Source organism: Bacillus sp. 5w2, assembly GCF_054353775.1.
Window position 1 is genome coordinate 322,786 of the sequence record NZ_JBTIWT010000003.1, and the last position, 23,222, is coordinate 346,007.

General features: G+C 34.7%; 23 protein-coding genes and 1 riboswitch. Of the genes, 9 read left to right on the top strand and 14 right to left on the bottom strand.

Going from position 1 to position 23,222, the window contains the following annotated elements; all coding sequences use genetic code 11:
* Nucleotides 1-166 precede the first annotated feature (166 nt).
* Nucleotides 167-598, bottom strand: a complete 432-nt coding sequence (locus ACXY7N_RS09025; protein ID WP_016135280.1) for an NUDIX hydrolase — start codon at nt 596-598, stop codon at nt 167-169.
* A gap of 332 nt (nt 599-930) precedes the next feature.
* Nucleotides 931-1,119: riboswitch (cobalamin riboswitch) on the top strand.
* A gap of 128 nt (nt 1,120-1,247) precedes the next feature.
* On the opposite strand from ACXY7N_RS09025, the gene metE reads away from it, so the two are divergent.
* Nucleotides 1,248-3,536, top strand: coding sequence for a 5-methyltetrahydropteroyltriglutamate--homocysteine S-methyltransferase (metE, locus tag ACXY7N_RS09030; protein WP_016135281.1), 2,289 nt, complete (start codon nt 1,248-1,250; stop codon nt 3,534-3,536).
* Nucleotides 3,537-3,573: 37 nt separating this feature from the next.
* Here the strand turns inward: metE and comJ are convergent, their stop codons facing one another.
* Nucleotides 3,574-3,963, bottom strand: coding sequence for a competence protein ComJ (gene comJ, locus ACXY7N_RS09035; protein ID WP_000424013.1), 390 nt, complete (start codon nt 3,961-3,963; stop codon nt 3,574-3,576).
* Between the two features lie 35 nt (nt 3,964-3,998).
* Nucleotides 3,999-4,433, bottom strand: a complete 435-nt coding sequence (gene nucA / locus ACXY7N_RS09040; RefSeq protein WP_000811502.1) for a DNA-entry nuclease — start codon at nt 4,431-4,433, stop codon at nt 3,999-4,001.
* Nucleotides 4,434-4,670: 237 nt separating this feature from the next.
* Between nucA and ACXY7N_RS09045 the strand changes: the two genes are divergently transcribed.
* Complete coding sequence (locus ACXY7N_RS09045; protein ID WP_016086489.1) at nt 4,671-5,420, top strand: DUF3967 domain-containing protein; 750 nt, start codon at nt 4,671-4,673, stop codon at nt 5,418-5,420.
* A gap of 38 nt (nt 5,421-5,458) precedes the next feature.
* Here ACXY7N_RS09045 and kinB read toward each other — a convergent pair whose 3' ends face one another.
* Complete coding sequence (gene kinB / locus ACXY7N_RS09050) at nt 5,459-6,733, bottom strand: sporulation sensor histidine kinase KinB (protein ID WP_016135282.1); 1,275 nt, start codon at nt 6,731-6,733, stop codon at nt 5,459-5,461.
* 309 nt (nt 6,734-7,042) lie between these two features.
* Here kinB and ACXY7N_RS09055 point away from each other — a divergent pair, with 309 nt between their 5' ends.
* A complete protein-coding gene (locus ACXY7N_RS09055; protein ID WP_000929285.1) occupies nt 7,043-7,243 on the top strand; it encodes a hypothetical protein in 201 nt (66 codons plus the stop codon).
* A 123-nt stretch (nt 7,244-7,366) separates the two neighbouring features.
* Nucleotides 7,367-8,530, top strand: a complete 1,164-nt coding sequence (locus tag ACXY7N_RS09060) for an aminotransferase A (protein ID WP_016086487.1) — start codon at nt 7,367-7,369, stop codon at nt 8,528-8,530.
* Nucleotides 8,531-8,544: 14 nt separating this feature from the next.
* On the opposite strand, the gene malR is transcribed toward ACXY7N_RS09060, so the two are convergent.
* The 4 genes from malR to ACXY7N_RS09080 form a co-directional block, all read right to left on the bottom strand.
* Nucleotides 8,545-9,567 carry a maltose operon transcriptional repressor MalR gene (malR, locus tag ACXY7N_RS09065; protein WP_016086486.1) on the bottom strand — a complete coding sequence of 341 codons (1,023 nt, stop codon included), beginning with the start codon at nt 9,565-9,567 and terminating at the stop codon, nt 8,545-8,547.
* A gap of 280 nt (nt 9,568-9,847) precedes the next feature.
* On the bottom strand, nt 9,848-10,690 hold the full coding sequence (gene malD, locus ACXY7N_RS09070) for a maltosaccharide ABC transporter permease MalD (protein WP_001022595.1): 843 nt from the start codon (nt 10,688-10,690) through the stop codon (nt 9,848-9,850).
* Complete coding sequence (gene malC, locus ACXY7N_RS09075; protein WP_016086485.1) at nt 10,691-11,992, bottom strand: maltosaccharide ABC transporter permease MalC; 1,302 nt, start codon at nt 11,990-11,992, stop codon at nt 10,691-10,693. It lies immediately after the preceding gene.
* Nucleotides 11,993-12,056: 64 nt separating this feature from the next.
* Nucleotides 12,057-13,316, bottom strand: a complete 1,260-nt coding sequence (locus tag ACXY7N_RS09080) for an extracellular solute-binding protein (protein ID WP_016086484.1) — start codon at nt 13,314-13,316, stop codon at nt 12,057-12,059.
* A 323-nt stretch (nt 13,317-13,639) separates the two neighbouring features.
* Between ACXY7N_RS09080 and ACXY7N_RS09085 the strand changes: the two genes are divergently transcribed.
* Entirely contained in the window at nt 13,640-15,400 is a 1,761-nt protein-coding gene (locus tag ACXY7N_RS09085) for an alpha-glycosidase (RefSeq protein WP_016135283.1), read from the top strand.
* 39 nt (nt 15,401-15,439) lie between these two features.
* Here ACXY7N_RS09085 and malL read toward each other — a convergent pair whose 3' ends face one another.
* On the bottom strand, nt 15,440-17,116 hold the full coding sequence (malL, locus tag ACXY7N_RS09090) for an oligo-1,6-glucosidase (RefSeq protein ID WP_033659764.1): 1,677 nt from the start codon (nt 17,114-17,116) through the stop codon (nt 15,440-15,442).
* Between the two features lie 261 nt (nt 17,117-17,377).
* Between malL and ACXY7N_RS09095 the strand changes: the two genes are divergently transcribed.
* Nucleotides 17,378-18,478 carry an ABC transporter ATP-binding protein gene (locus ACXY7N_RS09095; RefSeq protein ID WP_016086481.1) on the top strand — a complete coding sequence of 367 codons (1,101 nt, stop codon included), beginning with the start codon at nt 17,378-17,380 and terminating at the stop codon, nt 18,476-18,478.
* Between the two features lie 63 nt (nt 18,479-18,541).
* On the opposite strand, the gene ACXY7N_RS09100 is transcribed toward ACXY7N_RS09095, so the two are convergent.
* From ACXY7N_RS09100 to ACXY7N_RS09110, 3 genes are all read right to left on the bottom strand, one after another.
* Nucleotides 18,542-19,018 (bottom strand): SDR family NAD(P)-dependent oxidoreductase, encoded by a 477-nt coding sequence (locus tag ACXY7N_RS09100; protein WP_016086480.1) that lies wholly within the window; start codon nt 19,016-19,018, stop codon nt 18,542-18,544.
* Nucleotides 19,019-19,114: 96 nt separating this feature from the next.
* Nucleotides 19,115-19,213 (bottom strand): hypothetical protein, encoded by a 99-nt coding sequence (locus ACXY7N_RS09105; protein ID WP_000145657.1) that lies wholly within the window; start codon nt 19,211-19,213, stop codon nt 19,115-19,117.
* Nucleotides 19,214-19,463: 250 nt separating this feature from the next.
* Nucleotides 19,464-19,919 carry an RDD family protein gene (locus ACXY7N_RS09110; protein WP_016086479.1) on the bottom strand — a complete coding sequence of 152 codons (456 nt, stop codon included), beginning with the start codon at nt 19,917-19,919 and terminating at the stop codon, nt 19,464-19,466.
* Between the two features lie 131 nt (nt 19,920-20,050).
* Between ACXY7N_RS09110 and ACXY7N_RS09115 the strand changes: the two genes are divergently transcribed.
* Nucleotides 20,051-20,482: a DUF3997 domain-containing protein gene (locus ACXY7N_RS09115; protein WP_016086478.1), complete on the top strand. Its 432-nt coding sequence runs from the start codon at nt 20,051-20,053 to the stop codon at nt 20,480-20,482.
* Nucleotides 20,483-20,528: 46 nt separating this feature from the next.
* On the opposite strand, the gene ACXY7N_RS09120 is transcribed toward ACXY7N_RS09115, so the two are convergent.
* Nucleotides 20,529-21,293, bottom strand: coding sequence for a hypothetical protein (locus ACXY7N_RS09120; protein ID WP_098986066.1), 765 nt, complete (start codon nt 21,291-21,293; stop codon nt 20,529-20,531).
* Between the two features lie 36 nt (nt 21,294-21,329).
* Nucleotides 21,330-22,058: a DUF4184 family protein gene (locus ACXY7N_RS09125; RefSeq protein ID WP_016086476.1), complete on the bottom strand. Its 729-nt coding sequence runs from the start codon at nt 22,056-22,058 to the stop codon at nt 21,330-21,332.
* 148 nt (nt 22,059-22,206) lie between these two features.
* On the opposite strand from ACXY7N_RS09125, the gene ACXY7N_RS09130 reads away from it, so the two are divergent.
* Both ACXY7N_RS09130 and ACXY7N_RS09135 read left to right on the top strand, forming a co-directional pair.
* Nucleotides 22,207-22,476, top strand: a complete 270-nt coding sequence (locus ACXY7N_RS09130) for a hypothetical protein (RefSeq protein ID WP_116363359.1) — start codon at nt 22,207-22,209, stop codon at nt 22,474-22,476.
* A 10-nt stretch (nt 22,477-22,486) separates the two neighbouring features.
* Nucleotides 22,487-23,212, top strand: coding sequence for an AAA family ATPase (locus ACXY7N_RS09135; protein WP_088084319.1), 726 nt, complete (start codon nt 22,487-22,489; stop codon nt 23,210-23,212).
* Nucleotides 23,213-23,222 lie beyond the last annotated feature (10 nt).

Here is a 23,222-nt window from a genome sequence, read left to right on the forward strand (position 1 = left end):
AAACCCTAAAATAAGCATACCCCCGTTCTAATTTAGGACAGGGGTATCATATAGCTGTTTAATTTTCGATATAAGATACTTCACTGCGCTCAAAAATATAACAATACAGTCGTTTAAAAATCTAAGATTTATTCATCACTAACGTCCCATAATGGAAGGTTGTTTCTTAAAACTCTATATAAAAAGGATGTTGGTTTTCATCCAAACTGTATTCAATCCTTTGTCTGAAATTCATAAAATTCACCATTTCTAACGCCTGCTCAATAGGATAGAACCCTACTTCCAAACTTTCTGATGTAGTCGTTAATTTACCGCCAACTGGCCTAGCTAAAAACAACGTATTACATATTGAATGATTCACATTTTGGAATACTCCACAAAACTTTAAAACCTCAATATCAATACCTGTTTCCTCTTTAGTTTCCCTTATTGCAGCATCTTTCAAAGACTCTCCTTCTTCGACTTGTCCACCTGGCATTTCCCACCCTCTTCTAGGTCCCTTAATTAATAGAATTTCTTTTTGTTCATTCATTACAATTGTCGCTGCTGAAACTATATGTTTTGGCGGTAAATAAACATTTTGTGTGCTTTGTTCCAAGTGAAATTCCCCATTTCTATAAACTTAGTATATTCATCTTTATACAGCAATCTTGTTCTTTTTTGTGATAACTTACTATTTCGAAATGAACCCCCCAATCCCCTTCCTTATTCCAGAATATGGACCGATTGTTAAACAACATAACTAGCGTCTTATCTCTGTACAAGTACACACTTCTTTATAAGTTTAATCCAATTCACCCCTCTTTATTAGTCAGAAAAATAAGAATAATAAAAAATAAAAAACTTTAGAATTTTCTTATTTCAAAACAGTAGACAAAATTCCAAAAATTGTGTTAGAATTTGTTTCAATATCATATCGCTTGTTAACTTCCTTTCAAAAGGAAAATAGGTACACGAACATTTCGTTTCGTGTTTAATAGGGAAGCTTGGTGAAACTCCAGCACGGTCCCGCCACTGTAAATGCTGAGATTTCTTTTTTAGTGCCACTGTGAAAACGGGAAGGTGAAAGAAATTATATGAAGCATAAGTCAGGAGACCTGCCTGTTTTAACAACACTGATAGATTCACGGATGATGATGAGGTGTTAAAACAAAAAGGAAGGCTTATTTTCTATGCCTTTGTACTTTTTGTTATAGGTATTTCCTAGTAAACGGAAATGCTTACTTTCAATTAGGGAGGAATTTAAAATGGCAATTCAAACGAGTAACTTAGGTTATCCACGTATCGGACTACAAAGAGAGTGGAAAAAAACATTAGAAGCTTTTTGGTCCAATAAAATCGATGAAGAACAATTTTTAACAACAATGAAAGAAATTCGCCTTCAACACGTAAAAGTACAGCAAGAAAAAGGGATTGAACTCATTCCAATTGGCGACTTTACATATTATGATCACGTTTTGGATACTGCTTATATGCTAGGATTTATCCCATCACGTTTTTCTGAGTTTACATCTTACCTTGATGTATATTTCGCAATGGCGCGTGGCTCTAAAGATCACGTAGCTTCCGAAATGACAAAATGGTTTAACACAAACTATCATTATATCGTTCCTGAATATGAAGAGGGATTACAAATCTCTTTAAAAGATAATCGTCCACTTCGCTTATACGAAGAGGCAAAACAAGAATTAGGAGTAGATGGAAAGCCTGTTATTTTAGGACCATATACTTTCTTAAAATTAGCTAAAGGCTATACACAAGAGCAATTTACTACCATTTTAAAACAATTAGTTGCACCTTACGTACAACTGCTTTCAGAATTGCATGCAGCTGGTGCACAAGTCATTCAAGTTGATGAACCGATTTTCGCTTCTTTAACGAAAGAAGAAGTTCAACAAGCAAAAGAAATTTATGAAGCTATTCGTAAAGAAGTTCCAAATGTGAATCTTCTTTTACAAACATATTTTGATAGTGTAGAAGAAAACTATGAAGAAATTATTACATTCCCTGTATCCGGTATTGGATTAGATTTCGTTCATGGTAAAGAAGGTAATCTACATGCTATTTCAAAATATGGATTCCCAGCTGATAAAACTTTAGCTGTCGGTTGTATAGATGGCCGTAACATTTGGAGAGCTGACCTTGATGAAGTTCTTACGCTATTTACAACGTTACAAAAACAAGTCCAAACGAAAGATTTCATCGTTCAGCCTTCTTGTAGCTTATTGCATACACCAATCGATAAAACAGAAGAAACTCACTTATCGACTGAACTATTCGATGCATTAGCATTTGCAAATCAAAAATTAGAAGAGTTAGTTCTCATTCACTCTGCTCTCACTAAAGGTACAGAAAGTATTAGTAATGAGCTAGAAACATATCGAAATGTACATCATACAATTCGTTCATCTGCTGTACGTAACCGTGAAGATGTCAAAGCAGCACGAACAGCACTAAAAGAAGAAGATTTTTCACGTCCTCTTCCATTTGAAAAACGATACGAATTACAACAAGTTGCCCTAGAGTTACCGTTATTACCAACAACGACTATTGGTAGCTTCCCGCAAACAACTGAAGTTCGTCAAACGCGAAAAGAATGGCGTAACGGTGTTATTTCAAATGAACAATATGAGCAATTTATTGAAAAAGAGACAGAAAAATGGATTCGTTACCAAGAAGAAATTGGTCTTGATGTCCTTGTACATGGTGAATTCGAAAGAACTGACATGGTCGAATATTTCGGTGAGCGCCTTGCTGGTTTCTCATTCACTAAAAACGGTTGGGTACAATCATACGGTTCTCGCTGCGTAAAACCACCTGTTATTTATGGTGATGTTGCCTTTATTAACGGAATGACTATTAAGGAAACAGTTTATGCACAAAGCTTAACAGAGAAAGTTGTAAAAGGAATGTTAACTGGACCTGTTACGATTTTAAATTGGTCTTTCGTTCGAAATGACATTCCAAGAAAAGAAGTTTCGTATCAAATTGCATTAGCTCTTCGTCACGAAATTGAACTACTTGAATCTTCCGGAATTCGAGTAATCCAAGTCGATGAGCCAGCACTTCGTGAAGGAATGCCACTAAAAGAAAAAGATTGGGACGCTTATATTACATGGGCAGTACAATCCTTCCTTTTAGCAACTTCTTCTGTAGCAAATGAAACACAAATTCATACGCATATGTGTTACAGTAATTTCGAAGATATTGTTGACGCGATTCGCGCATTAGATGCAGATGTGATTTCTATCGAAACATCAAGAAGCCACGGAGAATTTATTGATACATTAAAACATACAACATATGAAAAAGGCATCGGTCTAGGTGTATATGATATTCATAGTCCACGTGTACCGAGTAAAGATGAAATGTATAAAATCGTGGAACAATCTTTAGAAGTATGCGATCCTAAATATTTCTGGATTAATCCTGATTGTGGTTTAAAAACGAGAAGAACGGAAGAAGTTATCCCGGCTTTAGAACACATGGTGCAAGCAGCAAAAGATGCTCGTTCCCTACTAAAAACAAACGCATAACAAAAATGGGTTATCCTTTTTGAGGATAACCCATTTTTTATTCTTTACTTTCAAAAAAGAATTCGTATTGTATTTTATATAATTCATCATCCGTTGGTTCTTCAAGAGGAGTTGCCTGTAATACAACTGTATACTCACCATTCGGAATAGGGATTTGAAATTTATTTGAAAGAATACTTGTTACAACGATACATTCATTTTCAATTGTAAAAGGAACTGTAACCGTTCTAATCACTTCTTCTTTCTCAATATGCTTCCCGCAAGTCACTTTTACTTCACAAGTATAATCAGAGAGTGCTTCAAAAATAACAGTTCCATCCGCCTTCGCATAACCTCTTTCAAAATCTTCATCCGTCCAGTCAACGTAAGGCTGATCACCGTCATAGTTCATCAACATTAATTGCGAATACGAAATTGTTAACTCCATAGGTCACTTCTCCTTCATTATGAAATATGCAACTACTACTTTACGTCAAATTTCACACGTGTACCATCTGGGTATTTATCTAACTTATTTCCTACCCAAGACCCTGCCCCGCGATTATCGGCTGGACTTATATATTCAATATGTGCTCCTTTTCCGCCTTCTTTACACATCGCCATTGGCCATTCATCACGATCATACCCTTTTTTTGATGGGTATGGAGCTAACGATAATTTTCTTCTATCCGCAGCGCCACCACGGTCGATTGTACAAACTTCTGAATGCCCTTCTTTTATAGCATCCGTAATATGTTTCCCTGTCTCTGGATATCGCTCTTTCGGAAATTCTAGAACTTGATCATACGCATTTGTTTTTTTGATACTTGTTTCTTCTGGAACAAGTACTTCATACACCGCTACTACAATAGAAAGAATTGCAATAATTGAAATGATAATACCTTTTAATTGCTTCATGTATACCTCCATGATTCTACCAGTTTCTTTTCCTCAGTTATTATAACAAACTTCTCCTGTATATGTTTTCAGACATTATTTTAGCTCTTCTTCGCCATTCCGCCAAAAAACTCTCATTTTCCTTCATCTTTTCACTAATGCTGTAGAAAACTAATAACCTTCCGACATTCTTTTTCAAAGGAAGTCCTCATAAAAGATTGAAATGATATATACGATACTTTTTGGGGAGGAAATATTATGGAAGCTACCTATAAAACGAAAGATGTCACGAATAAAACAGGCATCCCAAAACATATAGTTCGCAAATATAGTCAACTGTTAGAGGATCATGGTTACATCATTTCCAAAACAGCTGACGCTCGTATTTATAAACTGGATGATTTAAAACTATTGAAATCTATACATGAAAGAGCTGCTACACTACAAGAAGATATTTCAGAAACGATACCTATTATTTTAAAAGAAAAAGAGGCCCCGCCTGTACCCGCTATACAAGATAAGCAAGAAATACAAACGAAAGAAAAAGAAGATGGGCGTAACTTTGAGGAGTTCATGTTAAAACTTGAAATGCTCGCTCAATTAAATGAAGCAATTATTCATCAAAATTCTACCCTTATTACCCAAAATCGTTTAAAAGATGAAAAGCTAGATGAATTGATGCAACAAGTTTATGTAAAAGAAGGCTCTCAAGAAAAAATGCTACAAGAGTTAGTAGATCATGCAGCTCAAACAGATGCCCTGCAAAAAGAAAAGATGGACTTATTAATGAATCATATGTATAAACGAGAATCTAAGCAGGAAGAAAAAATGAATAAACTCGTTAATCAAATTTATAATAAAGACAGTAATCGTGATGCACAACTTATGCAAGTTATTCGTGAAATTCAAGAAACAAAAAGAATGGTTGCTGCCTCAAAAGAGCAAGGATTCTTGCAATCATTTAAAAGTTTATTTAGTCGAACAAAACAAGAAAAAACAAATGAATAAACAATATAAAATAAAAAGTTACCTTCCACCGGTAACTTTTATTCCTTATTTTTTACAGCTGGTAATATAATAATTGCTTCAGTTCCTTTCCCACTTTCGCTTTTATATTCCAGTGTACCATTATGTGCTTGTAAAATACTAAAAGTTACCATAAGCCCTAATCCTGTCCCTTTTTCTTTTAAAGAATAATATGGTTGTCCCAGCCTTCCTAACTGTTCGTTCGTCATTCCAACACCACTATCTTTAACTCTTATTACAATCGTTTCATCTTTTTGCATAGCGGTTACTTTTAAGTATCCTTTATTTCCTTGAATTGCTTCAATACCATTTTTAACAACATTCATAATTGCTTGCTTCAATTTCGTCTTATCACCGATCGTATAAAGACTTTCAGAAATCTCAACTTGTAAATATACACCTTGCATCGCTGCAAATGATGACATAAGAGTTGTCATTTCTATTAATTGAGCTGATAAGCAAATGTGTTCTTTTTTCTCAATTTGTGGCCTTGCTAAATTCAAATAATCTGAAATAATTTGTTCTGCCCGGTCCAATTCAGCTAATACGAGACGCATATAATCCTTATTCTTCACATCTTCTGTACTTTCTAGCAATTGAATAAAACCACGAACAACAGTGAGCGGGTTTCGAACCTCATGTGCAACACTTGCTGCTAACTCACTTACAATATTAAGCTTTTCTGATTTTTGCATCTCTGTACGTAGTATTGCATTTTCATTTAAATATTCCGTTAAGTACACCTGAAATACCATTGTCATAACCATAGTAAGCGAAGCAAATATATATCCGCTATATAGGTTCGAAATATACGGTGTAAACCCCGTTTCTAACAGAACGTTAATCATGCCAATCACTAAAGAAACAAGTACGTACAATGATGAAATCATAAATGCTAAAATTAGCTTCTTGTCCCTTGAAAATAGAGACCATTTCTTTGATAAAAATAATGGAACTATCAATAAAAATAGTACTTCTATGACTGGAAGAAGGCTCATTCCCTTGAGCGCCCATTCAGATGCAACAAAAATAACGGCCGGGATTAAACCAACAATCCCACCGTATAGAAAACCACTAACAATCGGGATTGGGTGAAAGTTATACCCACAAACGTCACCAAAACAAATAGAGTATGTCATGGAGAGAACAAGTGTAATGCTGGATAAAAACATAATAAAGTAGCGGTTCGGCTTCGGAGGCATTTCTTGATAACGATTTAAACGAATCGCTTCATATAAAAATAATGGCAAAATAATGATGGCAATTTGGATCATTAAATCACGGATCAGCTCCATAGCCTCTCATCCCCTATATGTATTTTGATATGATTATATCATTTTACGGGTTTATTTGTTTTAAAATTTTGATTTTTCTTAACATATTTGTTAATTCTTTGTTAACAACACATAATAATTGTTACAGATTTTCGAAATGAATGTAAACCCTGTACCAAATTTACGTCGGGCAGTATACAATGAATACGGATTACAAAGAAAATAAAAAATACTTCATGAGACGGACAACTATAGCAAAATACAGCATATAATCCATACTATCTATGTTTACAAATAAGTGATCATTATTTTAGTAGGAGGAAGATAAATATGGCGGGTACTACGCTTGTTTTAAAAGAAGAAAATTTGGTCGTTCTAGAAAATGTTGAAAAATCAGTATATGAAGAGTTACAGCATAAAACAGGAGAAGAAAATTGCACATGTGCTGTGAATGAATCAGTTGTTCACCTTGGCAAAGTATCCTCTGTACTTTGGAATGAAGATGAAATAGATTGGGAGTACGGATATTAAAAAGTCGCTTACAGCGGCTTTTTTTCTATTATCCCTCTCTTTTTACATAACATATACGCAAGCGAAATCATAGAAAATATGTTAAAATGAACTTAATTTTCAAACGGAAGAAAGGGAGATACAATGGAACAATTCATTAATCCTAGAGTGAAGGATATCCAAATTTCTGGAATCCGTCAATTCTCTAACATGATTCAAAGCTATGATAATCTTATCTCTTTAACAATTGGACAACCCGATTTCCCTACACCTTCTCTTGTAAAAGAAGCGGCAAAACGGGCTATTACAGAAAATTATACAAGCTATACACATAACGCCGGTTTACTAGAATTACGCAAGGCAGCTTGTAACTTTGTAAAAAATAACTACGATTTACTTTATTCACCTGAAAACGAAACCATCGTTACAATCGGTGCCAGTGAAGCAATTGATGTTGCATTTCGAACGATTTTAGAGCCAGGAACAGAAGTCATTTTACCTGCTCCTATTTATCCAGGATACGAACCGATTATTCGATTATGCGGCGCTACACCTATTTTTATCGATGTTCGTGAAACTGGGTTCCGTTTAACAGCCGAAGCACTAGAAAATGCCATTACAGAAAAAACGAGATGCGTCGTACTGCCGTATCCTTCTAATCCAACTGGTGTAACTTTATCAAAAGAAGAACTACAAGCTATTGTAGATGTTTTAAAAGATAAAAACATTTTCGTCCTTTCTGATGAAATTTATAGCGAACTTGTATATGAACAAACGCATACATCTATCGCTCATTTCCCAGAAATGCGTGAAAAGACGATCGTCATTAACGGTTTATCAAAATCTCATTCTATGACTGGCTGGCGTATCGGTCTATTATTCGCACCAAGCTATTTAGCAGGACATATATTAAAAGTTCATCAATACAACGTAACGTGCGCTACTTCAATCGCTCAATATGCTGCAATTGAAGCATTAACAGCTGCTAAAGATGCACCAAAAATGATGCGCCACCAATACAAAAAACGCCGTGATTACGTATATAATAGACTCATTCAAATGGGCTTAACAGTTGAAAAGCCAACAGGTGCATTTTACTTATTCCCATATGTTGGCCATTTAACATCTTCATCATTTGATTTTGCACTTGATCTCGTCAAAGAAGCTGGACTAGCCGTCGTTCCTGGAACAGCATTCTCTGAATATGGTGAAGGCTACCTTCGCTTATCCTATGCGTATAGTATCGAAACTTTAAAAGAAGGCTGTGACCGTTTAGAAGCCTTTCTACAACAAAAAGCTAAGAGTTAAACTCTTAGCTTTTTTTATGCATAATGATCACAGGTTTGACGCTTCAGTAATTTATGCGGAATAATAATACACTTTGCAGTCGACTCAGCATTCTCTACTTTATCAACTAAAGCTTTTGCAGCTTCATATCCTAGCTGATATATATTCACATCAACTGTCGAAAGTGGCGGACTCGCAATTTCTGATAATAACGCATTGTTAAAGCTTACAATGGAAACATCCTTCGGTACAACAAATCCTTTTTTAGAAAGTGCACTTAGCACACCAAGTCCAATTAAATCATCCGTTGCCATAATTGCTGTGGGTGGTTGCTTCAGCCCCATTAATTCCTCAACAGCTTGTTGACCACTTTCTCTTGAAAAATCAAAATGTAAAATATACTCTTTCGGTAATACAATGTCTGCTAATTTTAAAGCATCACTCATACCAGCCAAACGATCTCTCGTTACAAGTAAATCTGATCCACCGCCGATGAACGCGATTTGTTTATGACCTAATGAAATCAAATATTCTGCTACTTCTCTTGCAGCTGTATAATTGTCATTATCTACATATGTAATTTCATCTTTTCGATCATATGGTTTCCCAATTAAAACAAACGGGAAATTTTGTTCATGCAAATATTGAATAATCCGATCATTCTCTCTTGAATATAAAAGAATAATGCCACCAATTTGGCGCCCCTGTACCATCTTTACAACACCATTAAAAATTTCATCTTCCGTTTCACCTGTCGACATATAAAGCGCGTATCCTTCCACATGTGCAAATGAACTAATCCCTCTTATAACTTCTGGGAAAAACGGATTTTGAAAAGCTTTACTTGCAGAACTCGGCATAACAAGTCCAAGTGTTTTTGTTGTTTGGTTAGCTAGGTTTCTTGCGTTTAAATTGGGATGATACCCTAGTTCACTCATTACTTTCCGAACACGACGCTTTGTTTTTTCACTTATACTTGGATTATCAGCAATTACACGAGAAACGGTAGATGGTGCTACGTTTGCCTTCTTCGCCACATCTTTAATTGTAACTGTCATAAAAATCCCCCTCCTTTCACTTCTCTGCCATTATATATATTTTCATCTTGCACCCATTGCAAGTAATAGGAGAAGTCATAAACTTTCATTGATACTATCTTGCAAAACCTATCATATTCTCCCTCTCCATGTATTGTAAGGGATATAGCTCTTTTTTCCTATACTATAATATACTATTTATTTCACTTCTTTTCATATGTGATGTCAAATCTCTTTTCATCTCCCTATAAAGTTTTTTATAGGGAGATGAAAAGAAAAATGGGACGTAATGTCCCATTTTTCATCCTTTCGTACCTCCAGCAGTTAAACCAGAGATAAAGTATTTTTGTAGTGATAGGAATAAAATTGAAATTGGAATCGCAATCAATACTGAACCCGCTGCAAACGTTGTAAATTCATTACCAAATTTCTTCGCTACCATTTCATATAAGCCAACTGCTAAAGTATAATTTTCTGGTGTGCGCAAAATAATACTCGCTAAAATGAAATCTGTAAATGGACCGATGAAAGTGAATAACGCTACAACTGCTACGATTGGCTTTGCAAGCGGCATAATGATTTGCCAAAAAATACGGAAATGTCCTGCCCCATCCATACGAGCTGACTCATCCAATTCTTTCGGAATCGTATCAAAATACCCTTTCATAAGCCATGTATTCATTGGGATTGCCCCGCCTACATAAATTAAAATTAATGCAAGGTGCGTATCAATTAATCCTGTTAACTGCGCTAATACGTATAGAGCGATTAACGCTGCAAAGTTTGGAATCATTTGCAGAATTAAAAATGTTAATAAACCATTTTTTCTTCCAACAAAACGGTATCTCGAAAATGCATAAGCAGTAAAACTAATTGCTAATACTGAGAAAATCATCGTTAAAACACTTACTTTTAATGTGTTTTTATACCATAGTAAATAATTACTATTCTCTAAATCTAATAACTTACGATAATGATCTAACGTTGCATTTTGCGGAATAATACTTGATCCAGATAAACTATCACCCGGATTAAATGATGAGCCAATAATCCATAATAATGGATAGAAAATGATGGCACACATTACGAAAATAACGAAATAACTTAATGAGAGACGTAACATCTTTTGTCTTTTAATATTCATTTACATCATATCCTCTTCTTGGAATGATTTTGTTCTCTTAAATTGCCATAACGCAACTGTAATAACGATTAACGATAAGATCATTGTAAGAGCTGCTGCTTTCCCGTACTGCGCCGAAGTCATCGTTAACTTATAAATCCATGAAATTAAAATATCTGTTCCACCTGCGTCTTGTCCAGCTACAGCAGGACCTCCGCCGTTAAATAGATAGATGATACTAAAGTTATTAAAGTTAAACGTATATTGCGTAATTAATATTGGTGCTGTTGCATATAGAACGAGTGGCAATGTAATTTTACGAAACTGTTGCCACGCTGTAGCTCCATCTACTGTAGCTGCTTCATATAATTCTCCTGGAATCGATTGCAATATACCTGTCGTCATTGCAAAGACGAACGGGAATCCAAGCCACGTTTGAATCATAATTAAAGCAATCTTCGCCCAAAATGGATCTGTCATCCAAGCAATCTTTTCAATTCCGAATAAAGCCAATACTTGATTGTTAATTGCTCCAAATGTTTCATTAAACATACCAGAGAAAACAAGAATAGATACGAATGCTGGGACCGCCCACGGTAAAATGAAGATTGTTCGAATAATTGCCTTCCCTTTAATACCAGGCTGATTTACGATAATCGCTAAGAAAATACCAAGCGCAACTTGTAATGTCGTTGCAACGAATGTCCAAATGACAGTCCAAGAGAATACACTTAAAAATGTCTCTCTCCACATCGGTAATGTAAAGATATCAATAAAGTTTTTAAATCCGACCCAATCTACTAATTTAGCTGGAGGAGAATGATATAAATCATAATTCGTAAATCCAATTAAAATTACGAAGATGATTGGGAATACAACTACAAAGATAAGTAATAGAAAACCTGGCGAAACCATTAAATATGGAAAACCTTGATCTAGTAAATTACGGTATTGCTCTTTTACAGAGTTTAATGGGGTTCCTATATCACGTTTCTTCCCGTTTTGGTATGCATCATATAAATTAAATCCATATATTCCGAGTCCAAACACGATGACGATAAGTGCCAAGATCCCTTCCACTAATAGAAAGACAGAATGATCACGTGGAACTTCTGTACCAAGCGTTACAATTCCCCATAATCCCATATTTAATAAATCAGCAAAGGCTACAATAAATGAACCTGTTAATACTAGAAAAATAAGACCTTTTACAAATTGTTTATTATACATTTGGCCCATGCCTGGAATGATTGATAACATGGTTGCCATTTTCCTATGTTTTGAACCATTTATGACGTTTGCTGGTTCCATAGATGTTTGCATGTTCCTTCCCCCTTTTTTCTGGGAGAGAATTCGTGCCTCTCATACTAGAGGCACGAATTTCACCTTATTTTTTCTTACTATGATTTGCCTCAATATTACCTTTAATTTGCTTCACAGCATTATCAAGTGCTGCTTTTGGTGCCTCTTTATCTGTAACAACTAATTGAAGTGCATCCCCAGCTGGTTTCCATACTTCTTGCATTTCTGGAATGTTTGGCATTGGAATGCCATTTTCTGATTGCGTTGCAACTGCTTTTGCAGCTTCATTTTCTTTAATAATTGGATCTTCCATTACTGATTTTACTGGAGGAATTTCTTTTGTTTTCTCAAATCGAATTTTTGCGTTTTCTTCATTCGTTACCCATTCAGTGAACTTTGTAGCTAAATCATTTTGTTTAGAGAAACTTGTTACATGCCATCCTTTAACCCCAACAAATGTTTTCATCGGTTGACCATTTGGTAATTTCGGCATTGGAGCCACACCATAATCAATTCCGTTCTTTTCCATTGCTTGGAACGCCCATGGGCCGTTCATGATAGATGCTGCTTTTCCTTCGTTAAATAGTCCATCAGCAGCAGGTCCACCAGATTCACCGATAATACCTTTCGGGAATAACTTTTCTTTGTACCATTTTTGAAGATATTCAGCACCTTGTACTGCTCCGCTATTATTTAATCCAACATCACTTGCATTTGGCTTTCCATCTTTTTCACCAAACACATAACCACCCATACCTGCCATGAATGCATTAGCAAAGTAGAAGTTATCTCCTAATGTTAAGAATCCGTACTTGCCATCCTTCGTAAATTCTTTTGAGAAGTTAAACAGCTCGTCCATCGTTTCTGGTGCTTTTGGCATTAATTTTTTATTGTAAATAAAGATTGGTGTCTCAATCGCTTTTGGTAAACCATATAATTTCCCATTATATGTCTGTGCTTCTATTGATAAATCAGTAAATTTACTCTTTACAGCATCATCAGCTTTCACTTCAGAAAGTAAACCTTCTGTTACTGCGTTTCCTATTTGGTCATGTGGCAATGTTACAACATCTGGTCCCGTCCCCGCTGGTCCATCAAGGCGTAACTTCTTCACTTGATCTGTCATTTGCATTTCAACAACTTTTACTTTTACTTTATATTTTTCCTCAAAGCTTTTCACTGCTGGTTCTAAACCAACACCTTTTTTATCATCTTCCCAAACGAGAAGATCATAATCTTTCTTTGCTTTACTTTCTTCTTTTTTCCCTGAATCTTTCGGTCCACATGCAGATAACATACCAATTGATAATGCTGAAACCGTTAATAATGATAATGCTTTCTTCATCCCAAAAACCTCCCAAAATTGTATATGTACCTCACTAATTGAAAACGTTTGCATTGAATAGTTTAATAGAAGCGCAAACAATATATCAATCTATGAAAACGTTTGCGCTATTTGTCTATCATTATACATTCTTTTATTCATTTTGCAAATATTAATTTTAAAATATTATTACTATACTCTTTATACATTGACTTTATATGAAATGAATACTACTCTTATAAGCAATATTAAAGCCATGTAAAAAGCAATCGTTTGCAACATACGCTTTATTATTATACTTAAGGGAATAATATGCATGGAGATATTAAAGGGGGATTTTCTATATGCTTAAAGAAGCCATTTATCATAGGCCAAAAGATAATTATGCATACGCTTACGATGAAAAAACAATTCACATTCGTATGCGCACAAAGAAAGACGATGTTCACAGTACAACTCTTATTTACGGTGATCCATACGAATGGAAAGATGGGAAATGGATTTCATCAAGTACACTGATGAAAAAAACTGGTTCTACTGCATTGTTTGATTATTGGTCTATTTCCATCGAACCAAAATTTAAGCGCTTACGTTATGGATTCGAATTAAAAAATGATACAGAAACTCTTATTTATGCAGAGCGAGGATTTTTTTCCAATATTCCAAATGATGATGTTGGTAACTTTTTCTGTTTCCCATTTATTCATGCAAACGATGTATTCAAAGCACCTTCTTGGATTAAAGACACCGTTTGGTATCAAATTTTCCCAGAACGGTTCGCGAATGGGGATCGTGCATTAAATCCAGAAAACACCCTTCCTTGGGGCAGCGCTGAGCCAACTCCAACTAATTTTTTCGGGGGAGATTTTGCTGGTATTATTCAAAACCTTGATTACCTTGTGAAGCTTGGAATTTCGGGAATATATTTCACACCTATTTTCAAAGCACATTCAAATCATAAATATGACACGATTGACTACATGGAAATCGATCCGCAATTTGGCACAAAAGAAACTTTCAAAGAGCTCGTTCAGGCATGTCATACACACGGTATAAAAGTAATGCTCGATGCCGTGTTTAATCATAGCGGATACTTTTTCGATAAATTTCAAGACGTACTAGAAAATGGTGAGAAATCAGCTTATAAAGAGTGGTTCCATATTCATGAGTTCCCAATTAGAACTGAGCCCCTTCCGAATTATGATACTTTTGCGTTTACACCGTATATGCCTAAATTAAATACAGCACACCCAGATGTAAAAGAATACTTACTTGAAGTAGGGCGTTATTGGGTAAGAGAATTCAATATAGACGGTTGGCGCCTTGATGTAGCAAATGAAGTCGACCACAGCTTTTGGAGAGAATTCCGAAGTGAGATAAAGGCATTAAATCCTGAAGTATATATTTTAGGCGAAATTTGGCACGATGCACTTCCATGGCTACAAGGAGATCAATTTGATGCTGTAATGAGCTATCCTGTTACAAATGCTCTACTATCTTACTTTGCTAACGATTCCATTAAGGCAAATGAATTTATGAAACAAATTACAGAATCTCTACATTCCTATTCTATGAATGTAAATGAAGCAGCGTTTCATTTATTAGACAGCCATGATACACCAAGAATATTGACAACATGTAACGGAGATAAAAATAAGTTAAAGCTACTTTATGTATTCCATCTTTCTTTCATCGGCTCTCCTTGTATTTATTATGGAGACGAAATTGGTATGGACGGCGGTATGGACCCAGATTGCCGCAAATGTATGATTTGGGATACGAAAGAACAAGATCATCTATTATTTACACATGTACAAACATTAATTTCATTACGGAAACAATATAAAGCATTTGGAGGACATGGTACTTTCCAATTCATCGAAGCAAATGATGAACATAATTATATTTCTTATACGAAAACATATAAAGATGAAACTATCTTTTTCGTTTTAAATCCGACTAATAGTGATGTTACAGCTTCACTGCCTCTCCATGTTACTGGAAAGAAAATCATTAACATTTATACAAACGAAGAATTTTCAGCGGAAGCAAGTGCATTACAAGTTACACTTCCTCCATATGGATTTTCAATCTTAAAATGGTAATAAAAAATCCTTATGCCAAGGTGTGGCATAAGGATTTTTTTATTTTAATTTAAATACCATCGCTTCATATGGACGTAATGTAATGTTATCTATTGATCCACTCTCTACGTCGTAATTGTGTATGAATAACTCTGATTCACTATAACTAATATCCTCAGGCATTTCAAATACACTATCATCCGCCGTAAAGTTTGCAATAACAAGAAGTTTTTCTTCTCCATATGTTCTTACGTATGCAAAAATAGAAGGATTATTATCTAATATTAAATCATACGATCCATACACAACTATTTCATTATTTTTGCGTAACTCAATTAATTTTTTATAGTAATAAAAAATTGAGTTTTCATCTTGGATTGCACTCTTCACATTAATTTCTTTATAATTAGGATTTACCGAGATCCACGGCTCACCTGTTGTAAATCCAGCATGATTCTCATCATCCCACTGCATCGGTGTTCTAGCATTATCTCGGCCTTTTATATAAATAGACTGCATCACTTTCTCTATATCTTCACCGCGCTCTATAACTTTTTCCTTATACATATTTAATGTTTCAATATCTCGATATTCATCAATCGATTGGAATCGAACGTTCGTCATTCCGATTTCTTCTCCTTGATAAATATACGGTGTTCCTTTCATCATATGAAGCACCGTCGCTAACATTTTCGCAGATTCAGTGCGATACATTCCATCATTACCAAAACGAGATACAACGCGAGGCTGATCATGGTTATTCCAATACAGACTATTCCATCCTTTATTCTCTAATGCTTTTTGCCACTTTGTTAAATTCTCTTTTAAAGTAAGGAGTGAACATGGTTTTACATCCCATTTTCCGCCTTCTCCCGAATCTAAATCCATATGTTCAAATTGGAATACCATCTGCAATTCTTTTCGTTCTTCCCCAGTATACAATCTCGCTTCTTCTGTCGTTACACCAGGCATTTCACCAACTGTCATAATATCATAATGAGACAATACTTCCTCATTCATTTCATGCAAGTATTTATGAATATTTGGGCCGTTCATAAAATGCTTATGACCTGAAACATATCCCTCTTCCTCTGTTTCAACAGTTGGTAAACCTTCTTCTTTAGAAATAAAATTGATTACATCCATACGGAATCCATCAATTCCTTTTTCTAACCAAAACTTCATCATTTCATAAACATCTTGTCTTACCTTTTCATTATCCCAATTTAAATCTGGCTGTTTTTTAGAAAACAGATGTAAATAATATTCATCTGTTATTTCATCATACTGCCATGCAGATCCACTAAAAGCCGCTCCCCAGTTATTCGGCTCTTTTCCCTCTTTTCCAGGACGCCATATATAGTAATCTCTATATGTATTATCTTTTGATTTACGTGATTCAATAAACCAATTATGTTCATCAGAAGTATGATTAACAACTAAGTCCATCATAAGTTTCATATTACGTTCATGCATTTCATGTAATAGCTCGTCCCAATCTTCCATTGTTCCGAACTCGTTCATAATTTTACAATAATCACTTATATCATAACCATTATCATCATTTGGAGATTCATAGACTGGGGATAACCAAATGACATTAATCCCTAATTCTTTTAAGTAGTCTAGCCTTGAAATAATACCACGAAGATCCCCAATACCATCACCGTTACTATCCATAAAGCTACGAGGATAAATTTGATATACTATACTTTCTTTCCACCACTGTTTTTCCATTATGCTACCCCATTTCATTAATAATTCGATTTTCTCTTTTTTAAGGCGCAAACGTTTTCATTAATGAATGATAACAGATTCTATCTTAATTTAAAATAGCGCTTACAACTTTTGTTCTTATTTTTCTAAGAAAACATACGAAAATTACTAATATTCCTCTAATAAATGAAAACGTTTTATATTTTTGTTTATTTTTTGAATCTATTAGTTTATAATGAACTCAAAGAAAACGTTTGCATAATTTTTCTAGGGGGCAATACCATGGCAGAATTGAAATTAGAAAACATTTATAAAATATATGATAATAACGTAACAGCTGTAACCGATTTTAATTTACACATTCAAGATAAAGAGTTTATCGTCTTTGTCGGTCCTTCTGGATGCGGAAAATCTACAACATTACGAATGGTGGCTGGACTTGAAGATATTTCAAAAGGAGAGTTTTCAATTGATGGTAAGCTAATGAATGATGTCCCTCCAAAAGATCGCGATATCGCAATGGTCTTCCAAAACTATGCTTTATATCCACATATGAGTGTGTATGATAATATGGCATTTGGATTAAAACTTAGAAAAATACCAAAAGATGAAATCGATCGTCGTGTGAAAGATGCAGCAAAAATTTTAGGACTGGAACAATATTTAGATAGAAAACCGAAAGCGTTATCTGGTGGACAACGTCAACGTGTCGCGTTAGGTAGAGCAATCGTTCGAGACGCGAAAGTTTTCTTAATGGACGAACCTTTATCCAACTTAGACGCTAAATTACGTGTTGCAATGCGCTCAGAAATTTCTAAATTACACCACCGCCTTGGAACGACAACAATTTATGTAACACATGATCAAACAGAGGCAATGACAATGGCTTCACGTCTCGTTGTTATGAAAGACGGAAAGATTCAACAAATCGGCACTCCAAAAGAAGTATATGAAACACCTGAAAACATTTTCGTTGGTGGATTTATCGGTTCTCCAGCAATGAATTTCTTCCGTGGTAAATTAACTGAAACCGATTTCGTTATAGATAATGTAATAAAAATCAAAGTATCTGAAGGAAAAATGAAGATGCTACGTGAACAAGGCTATGTAAATAAGGAAATTGTTTTAGGTATTCGTCCTGAGGACATTCATGATGAACTATTATTCTTAGAAGCTTCACAATCTACTAATTTCACAACAAAAATCGAAGTTGCTGAGTTGTTAGGTGCTGAATCCATTTTATATATGAAACTTGGAAGTCAAGATTTTGCAGCACGTGTTGATGCAAGACATACATTTTCACCTGGAGATCAAATTAAACTAGCGTTTGATATGAATAAAGCGCATTTCTTTGATAGTCAAACTGAACAACGTATTCGTTAAAAAATATTTTTCTATATAACATACAAAAAAACCGTCCACATATATCGAGGGCGGTTTTCATTATTATACGAGGGCTTCTACTGTATGAAATGATTGTCCTTTCGTGCCAATAATACCGAAAATCGGTAAGTCACTCAGCACCACTTCTTCTTGCTGTTTCATAAAAGATGACGTTAATTGTTTTATCTCTATCCAAACGTCATTAATACAAAGTACATTGGAATCGTTCTCTTGTTGGCGAGAAAAAATAGAATCTATTTTATATAAACCAGCATTTTGAAAAAGCATATCAATGCGACTGAATGCATTCAAAGCAATACTGATTACGCGTTGCCAATCTCCTTGTTTTTCCATATCATAGGATACAAAAAGGGCTTCTCCGCCTAGATTCGTAATTTCCTCCACTGTTGCTTGTCCACTTTCTTGATCAATGTCCGTCACAATCACTTTTGCGCCTTGTTTAGCCAACAAAAGAGCTGTATTACGTCCAATACCGATGCCACCACCAGTTACGATAGCAACTTTTCCTGCAAGCTTCATTTTCATTACCCCTTCTTTAAGTCTTACCGCATTCAGTATACTGCTTTATGAGATTAGTCTGCAAGCAAGAAAAGTTGCTCTTTTATTTGTAAGCGATTACTTTTTTACTCCTTCTTTTTTCTTACTATTACGCTGATCGAAAACTAAACCGATGAAAATTAAAATCCCCCAAAAGATTACGCTACCTCCAGTCATTTCAATTTCCCCCTTATTATATAAAGATATTATTTTAATTATTATAACATTTTCTTAATTTTCAATCTATTGAAATTAAAATGATGTAGCTTACTTTTTACTTAGTTTATCACTCTCAAAATATATTGGTGAAACTTTCATCCGTGAGGAGGGCCATCCTCACACTGACTAGTAGCCCCTGCCAATCGGGCTACGCAAATAGCGGGATAAAAAAGCCCTTTTTATTTAGAAATAAAAAGGGCTCTGTGTATTATACAAGACTTATCACTTTCGTTTTTGTAATTAAATCCTGAAAACCACAATTATCTTTGCGGAATAACATCATATATACGTTACATAATATCGGAATTCCAAGTAGTAATATGTTCGGTAATAACAATACAAAAAATCTTATAATTAATGTTTGCAATGTTAACTTTTCACTCTTCAATGAAATTAATTTTATTCTCGTTATCTTTTTACCAAGTGTAACACCGTTCCAAATAAAGGGTACCAAAATAAAATATATCGCCATTAATATAAAAACTACTGCAAGATCATATCTATAATCACCAAAACTAATATTAAAGCGATTAAAAATAGCACTATAATTTCCGGTCATAACAGCTACTACTGCACCATACATAACCGAGATTAAAAACATATCAATTAGGGAAGCACCTATGCGATTCATTACAAGCGCTGGACGATGCATCTTTAACTTCATTTTATGTCGACTCCTTCATATCCTTCTTTACCCGTCTCATCGTACCACTTCTAAAAAACATTGTAAACTAGCGTTTCTCTTACTTTTCTTGTACAATGTGTTACAACAGCATTGTAAAGGAGGTTCCCATATTGAAAAAATGGATAATCCTATTTATCACCTTCCTATTAACCGGTTGTGCAGGAAATACAAATCATATAGCTTATACGATTAACGATGAATACGAACTCATACGTACTTCTGGGAATGCATTTGAACTTTTCCCCACGCAAGATGCTGTATATGCCACACAATACATCCCTGCAAAAATTACAGACATTGGTTGGGATGATAAATACATTATTGCAAAACAAACTGAGGATAAGTCGGATCCGAATAACCCTGACGCAGCAATTGCAAATAAAAAAAGTGAACATTATTGGATTATTGACGTAAAGCATAATAAACGTTTCGGTCCCTATAATGAAAAGCAATTTAATGAACAAAAAGATGCGTTTAAAATTAAGGTACCTTTTCAAAATGTAGATTCATACATAAAAGAACAGAAAAAACAGTCAGCATAATATTTTAAGTGCTGACTGTTTTTTCTTACATGTTTTTAAAAACATCTTACTCAGAAAGTGAGATAGTAAAAGTTTGTGGCTCTTTTACAACGTCTTGCGTTTCTGTATCTCCTGCCACTACGTTATCTGTTGTAAACCTAATATCCTTTACCTTCTCTTTTCCATCATCAAGTATTAAACCGATAATACCATCTCTTGTTTCACCAGGCTTATAGTCTTCTCTTGATACATTTTTTGTACCAACTAGCGTGTCCTCATCATATAAAAAGTTTTGAGTCGCTACTTTAAAATGTTGCTTATCGTTAATCGCAACATCATTCATAGAGAAAAATTGCATATTTTTATTCCCGCTATTTTCCACCTTATATGTAATTTCAACGTAACGAATCGTATCACTAATCTCTGTTCCACTTAGCGATGCATATAATTCTGCATCCTCTTGACTTACTTTATCTCCTAATCTACGCTTTACTTCTTCAGGAGTTAATGCCGTATATATTTTTAATGTATTTTTTGCCTTTTCACTCATCTGTGATAAAGAGATTACTTTCACCTCTTGTACATGAATTTTCATTGGTGCTGCTTCAAATGTTTGATTCACAGATTGAATCTGTTCTAACTTAAAAGTACCCCACCCTGTTTCTTTCACTTTTTGTCCTACTTTTTTCAGCTCACGCCCGCCATATTCTTTTGTTTCAGGAATAGATTCTTTCTTCTTCGGTTCAACTTTCTTTTCTTCTTGATGGAAGCAACCACTTAACATAAGAAGAAAACTACATAAAACAAAAATACTTTTCCATGCTTTCATCATATAATTTCTCCTAACACTATGATTCATTAATATAAATTAGTCCCTAGCCTTGTAAACTATAGAAACAATGAGAAGTCCACAAAACGAACTTGTCAGTCCAGATACTATTATACCTCCTATTTGGAAAATATGAAAATAGGGATTTACGAACGCGTGAACGATACATATAAGAGCTGTCACAATGATTGCCGAAACCCAATACTTCCTTTTTTCTGCAGCTATCATAATATCTTTCCCTGTTTCATCTCTACACTTCCATAGTGCGTATAATAGTAATAATAAACCAACACATGTACTACCGTGTTGCATATATTTATACACTGGAATACTATATAATTCTCTTTGTAAAAATGGTATTACCCTAACGAAATAGCCTGTATTATGAGTAAACGCATCCCAAACGACATGCGTTAGCATACCAAATAAAGCAGAATAGCAAAATACAAAGAAATCCTTCCATGTATGAAGCCCCCACCTCTTATCTACTGCATATGTATAATAGCCAGCAAATGGTTTAGGTAAATGTGTTATAAACGGCTTTTTTAAAATGTAATGATATATGTATGCTAACAGAAATACAAGTGGTAAATTTAAATATAAGAACCCAAGCCATGTATGCCCAATAACACCATACGGTCTAAAGTGTAAAAAATATTCAAAATCAGGTGCCATACTCCCTAATATAAGAGCCGTTACTGAAATATATTTGGACTGCTTTTTCACAAAAGGAAGAACTGCTGCTGGATGTGCGAATGTAAACGGCATATGTTAACTCCTTTTCATATCTTCAATAGAATACCATCTATCATAACGAGAGAATTGATCTTGATGCAATATTTATTTTCACATTGGAATATGATAGTTTCCATGTTATAATCCACATGGAATATTTAGAAAATAAGAAGGGGTTCACGTGTCATTAACACTAGTCTTCTTTCTTGTTCTGTTTACCTTGTTTTTAAGTACATACATTGGATTTTTTCTATGGAAGCATTTAAAAATTATAAAATACACACCTGCTCTCGTTGGCTTTATGAGCGTTCTTTTCATTTTTATATGGAAGAGGATGACTTTCGGCTGGGAAGGTCTCGGTTTTGGCGCACTTCAGTATACAATTCTAGCCGCAAGCTGTCTTACACTTATATTTGCTGCCTTTTTAGAATCAAAATCCGTTATGAATTGAGGTTTATATATTGATTGACGTACCCTTTTTAAAAAATGTCACATTAAAAAAAGAAAATATCCCTAGTTTTTCCGTATATCCTTACTGTCTACCCGCTATCCGAACATTACAATCATTAGCTTTTCATCCAAATGTAACATTCATTATTGGAGAAAACGGAACGGGTAAATCAACATTACTCGAAGCAATTGCAATTGCTTTAGGATTTAATGCAGAAGGTGGAACGAAAAACTTCCGCTTTAGCACAAACGATTCACATTCAACTTTACATGAATACCTTCGAATTTCCAAAAGTTTCAATACACCAAACGACGGTTTCTTTCTTCGCGCTGAATCATTTTATAACGTTGCTTCTTATATTGATGAAATAGATGCTATAAAATCTTATGGAGGTGTTTCACTTCATGAGCAATCCCATGGTGAATCATTTTTCTCCTTATTTATGAATCGTTTTTCAGGACAAGGTTTATACATTTTAGATGAGCCTGAGGCCGCTCTATCACCAATGAGACAACTTTCCATGCTCATTCGAATGCACGAACTAGCGGAACAAGGTTCACAATTTGTTATCGCAACTCACTCTCCTATTTTAATGGCTTATCCTGAATCCACTATTTATTCTTTAACACAAGAAGGAATTCACGAATCCACATTAGAAGAAACCGAGCATTACCAAACGACGAAACTTTTCTTTGAAAATCGCGATCGATTATTCCATCATTTATTTGAATCGTAAAAAAAGAAGC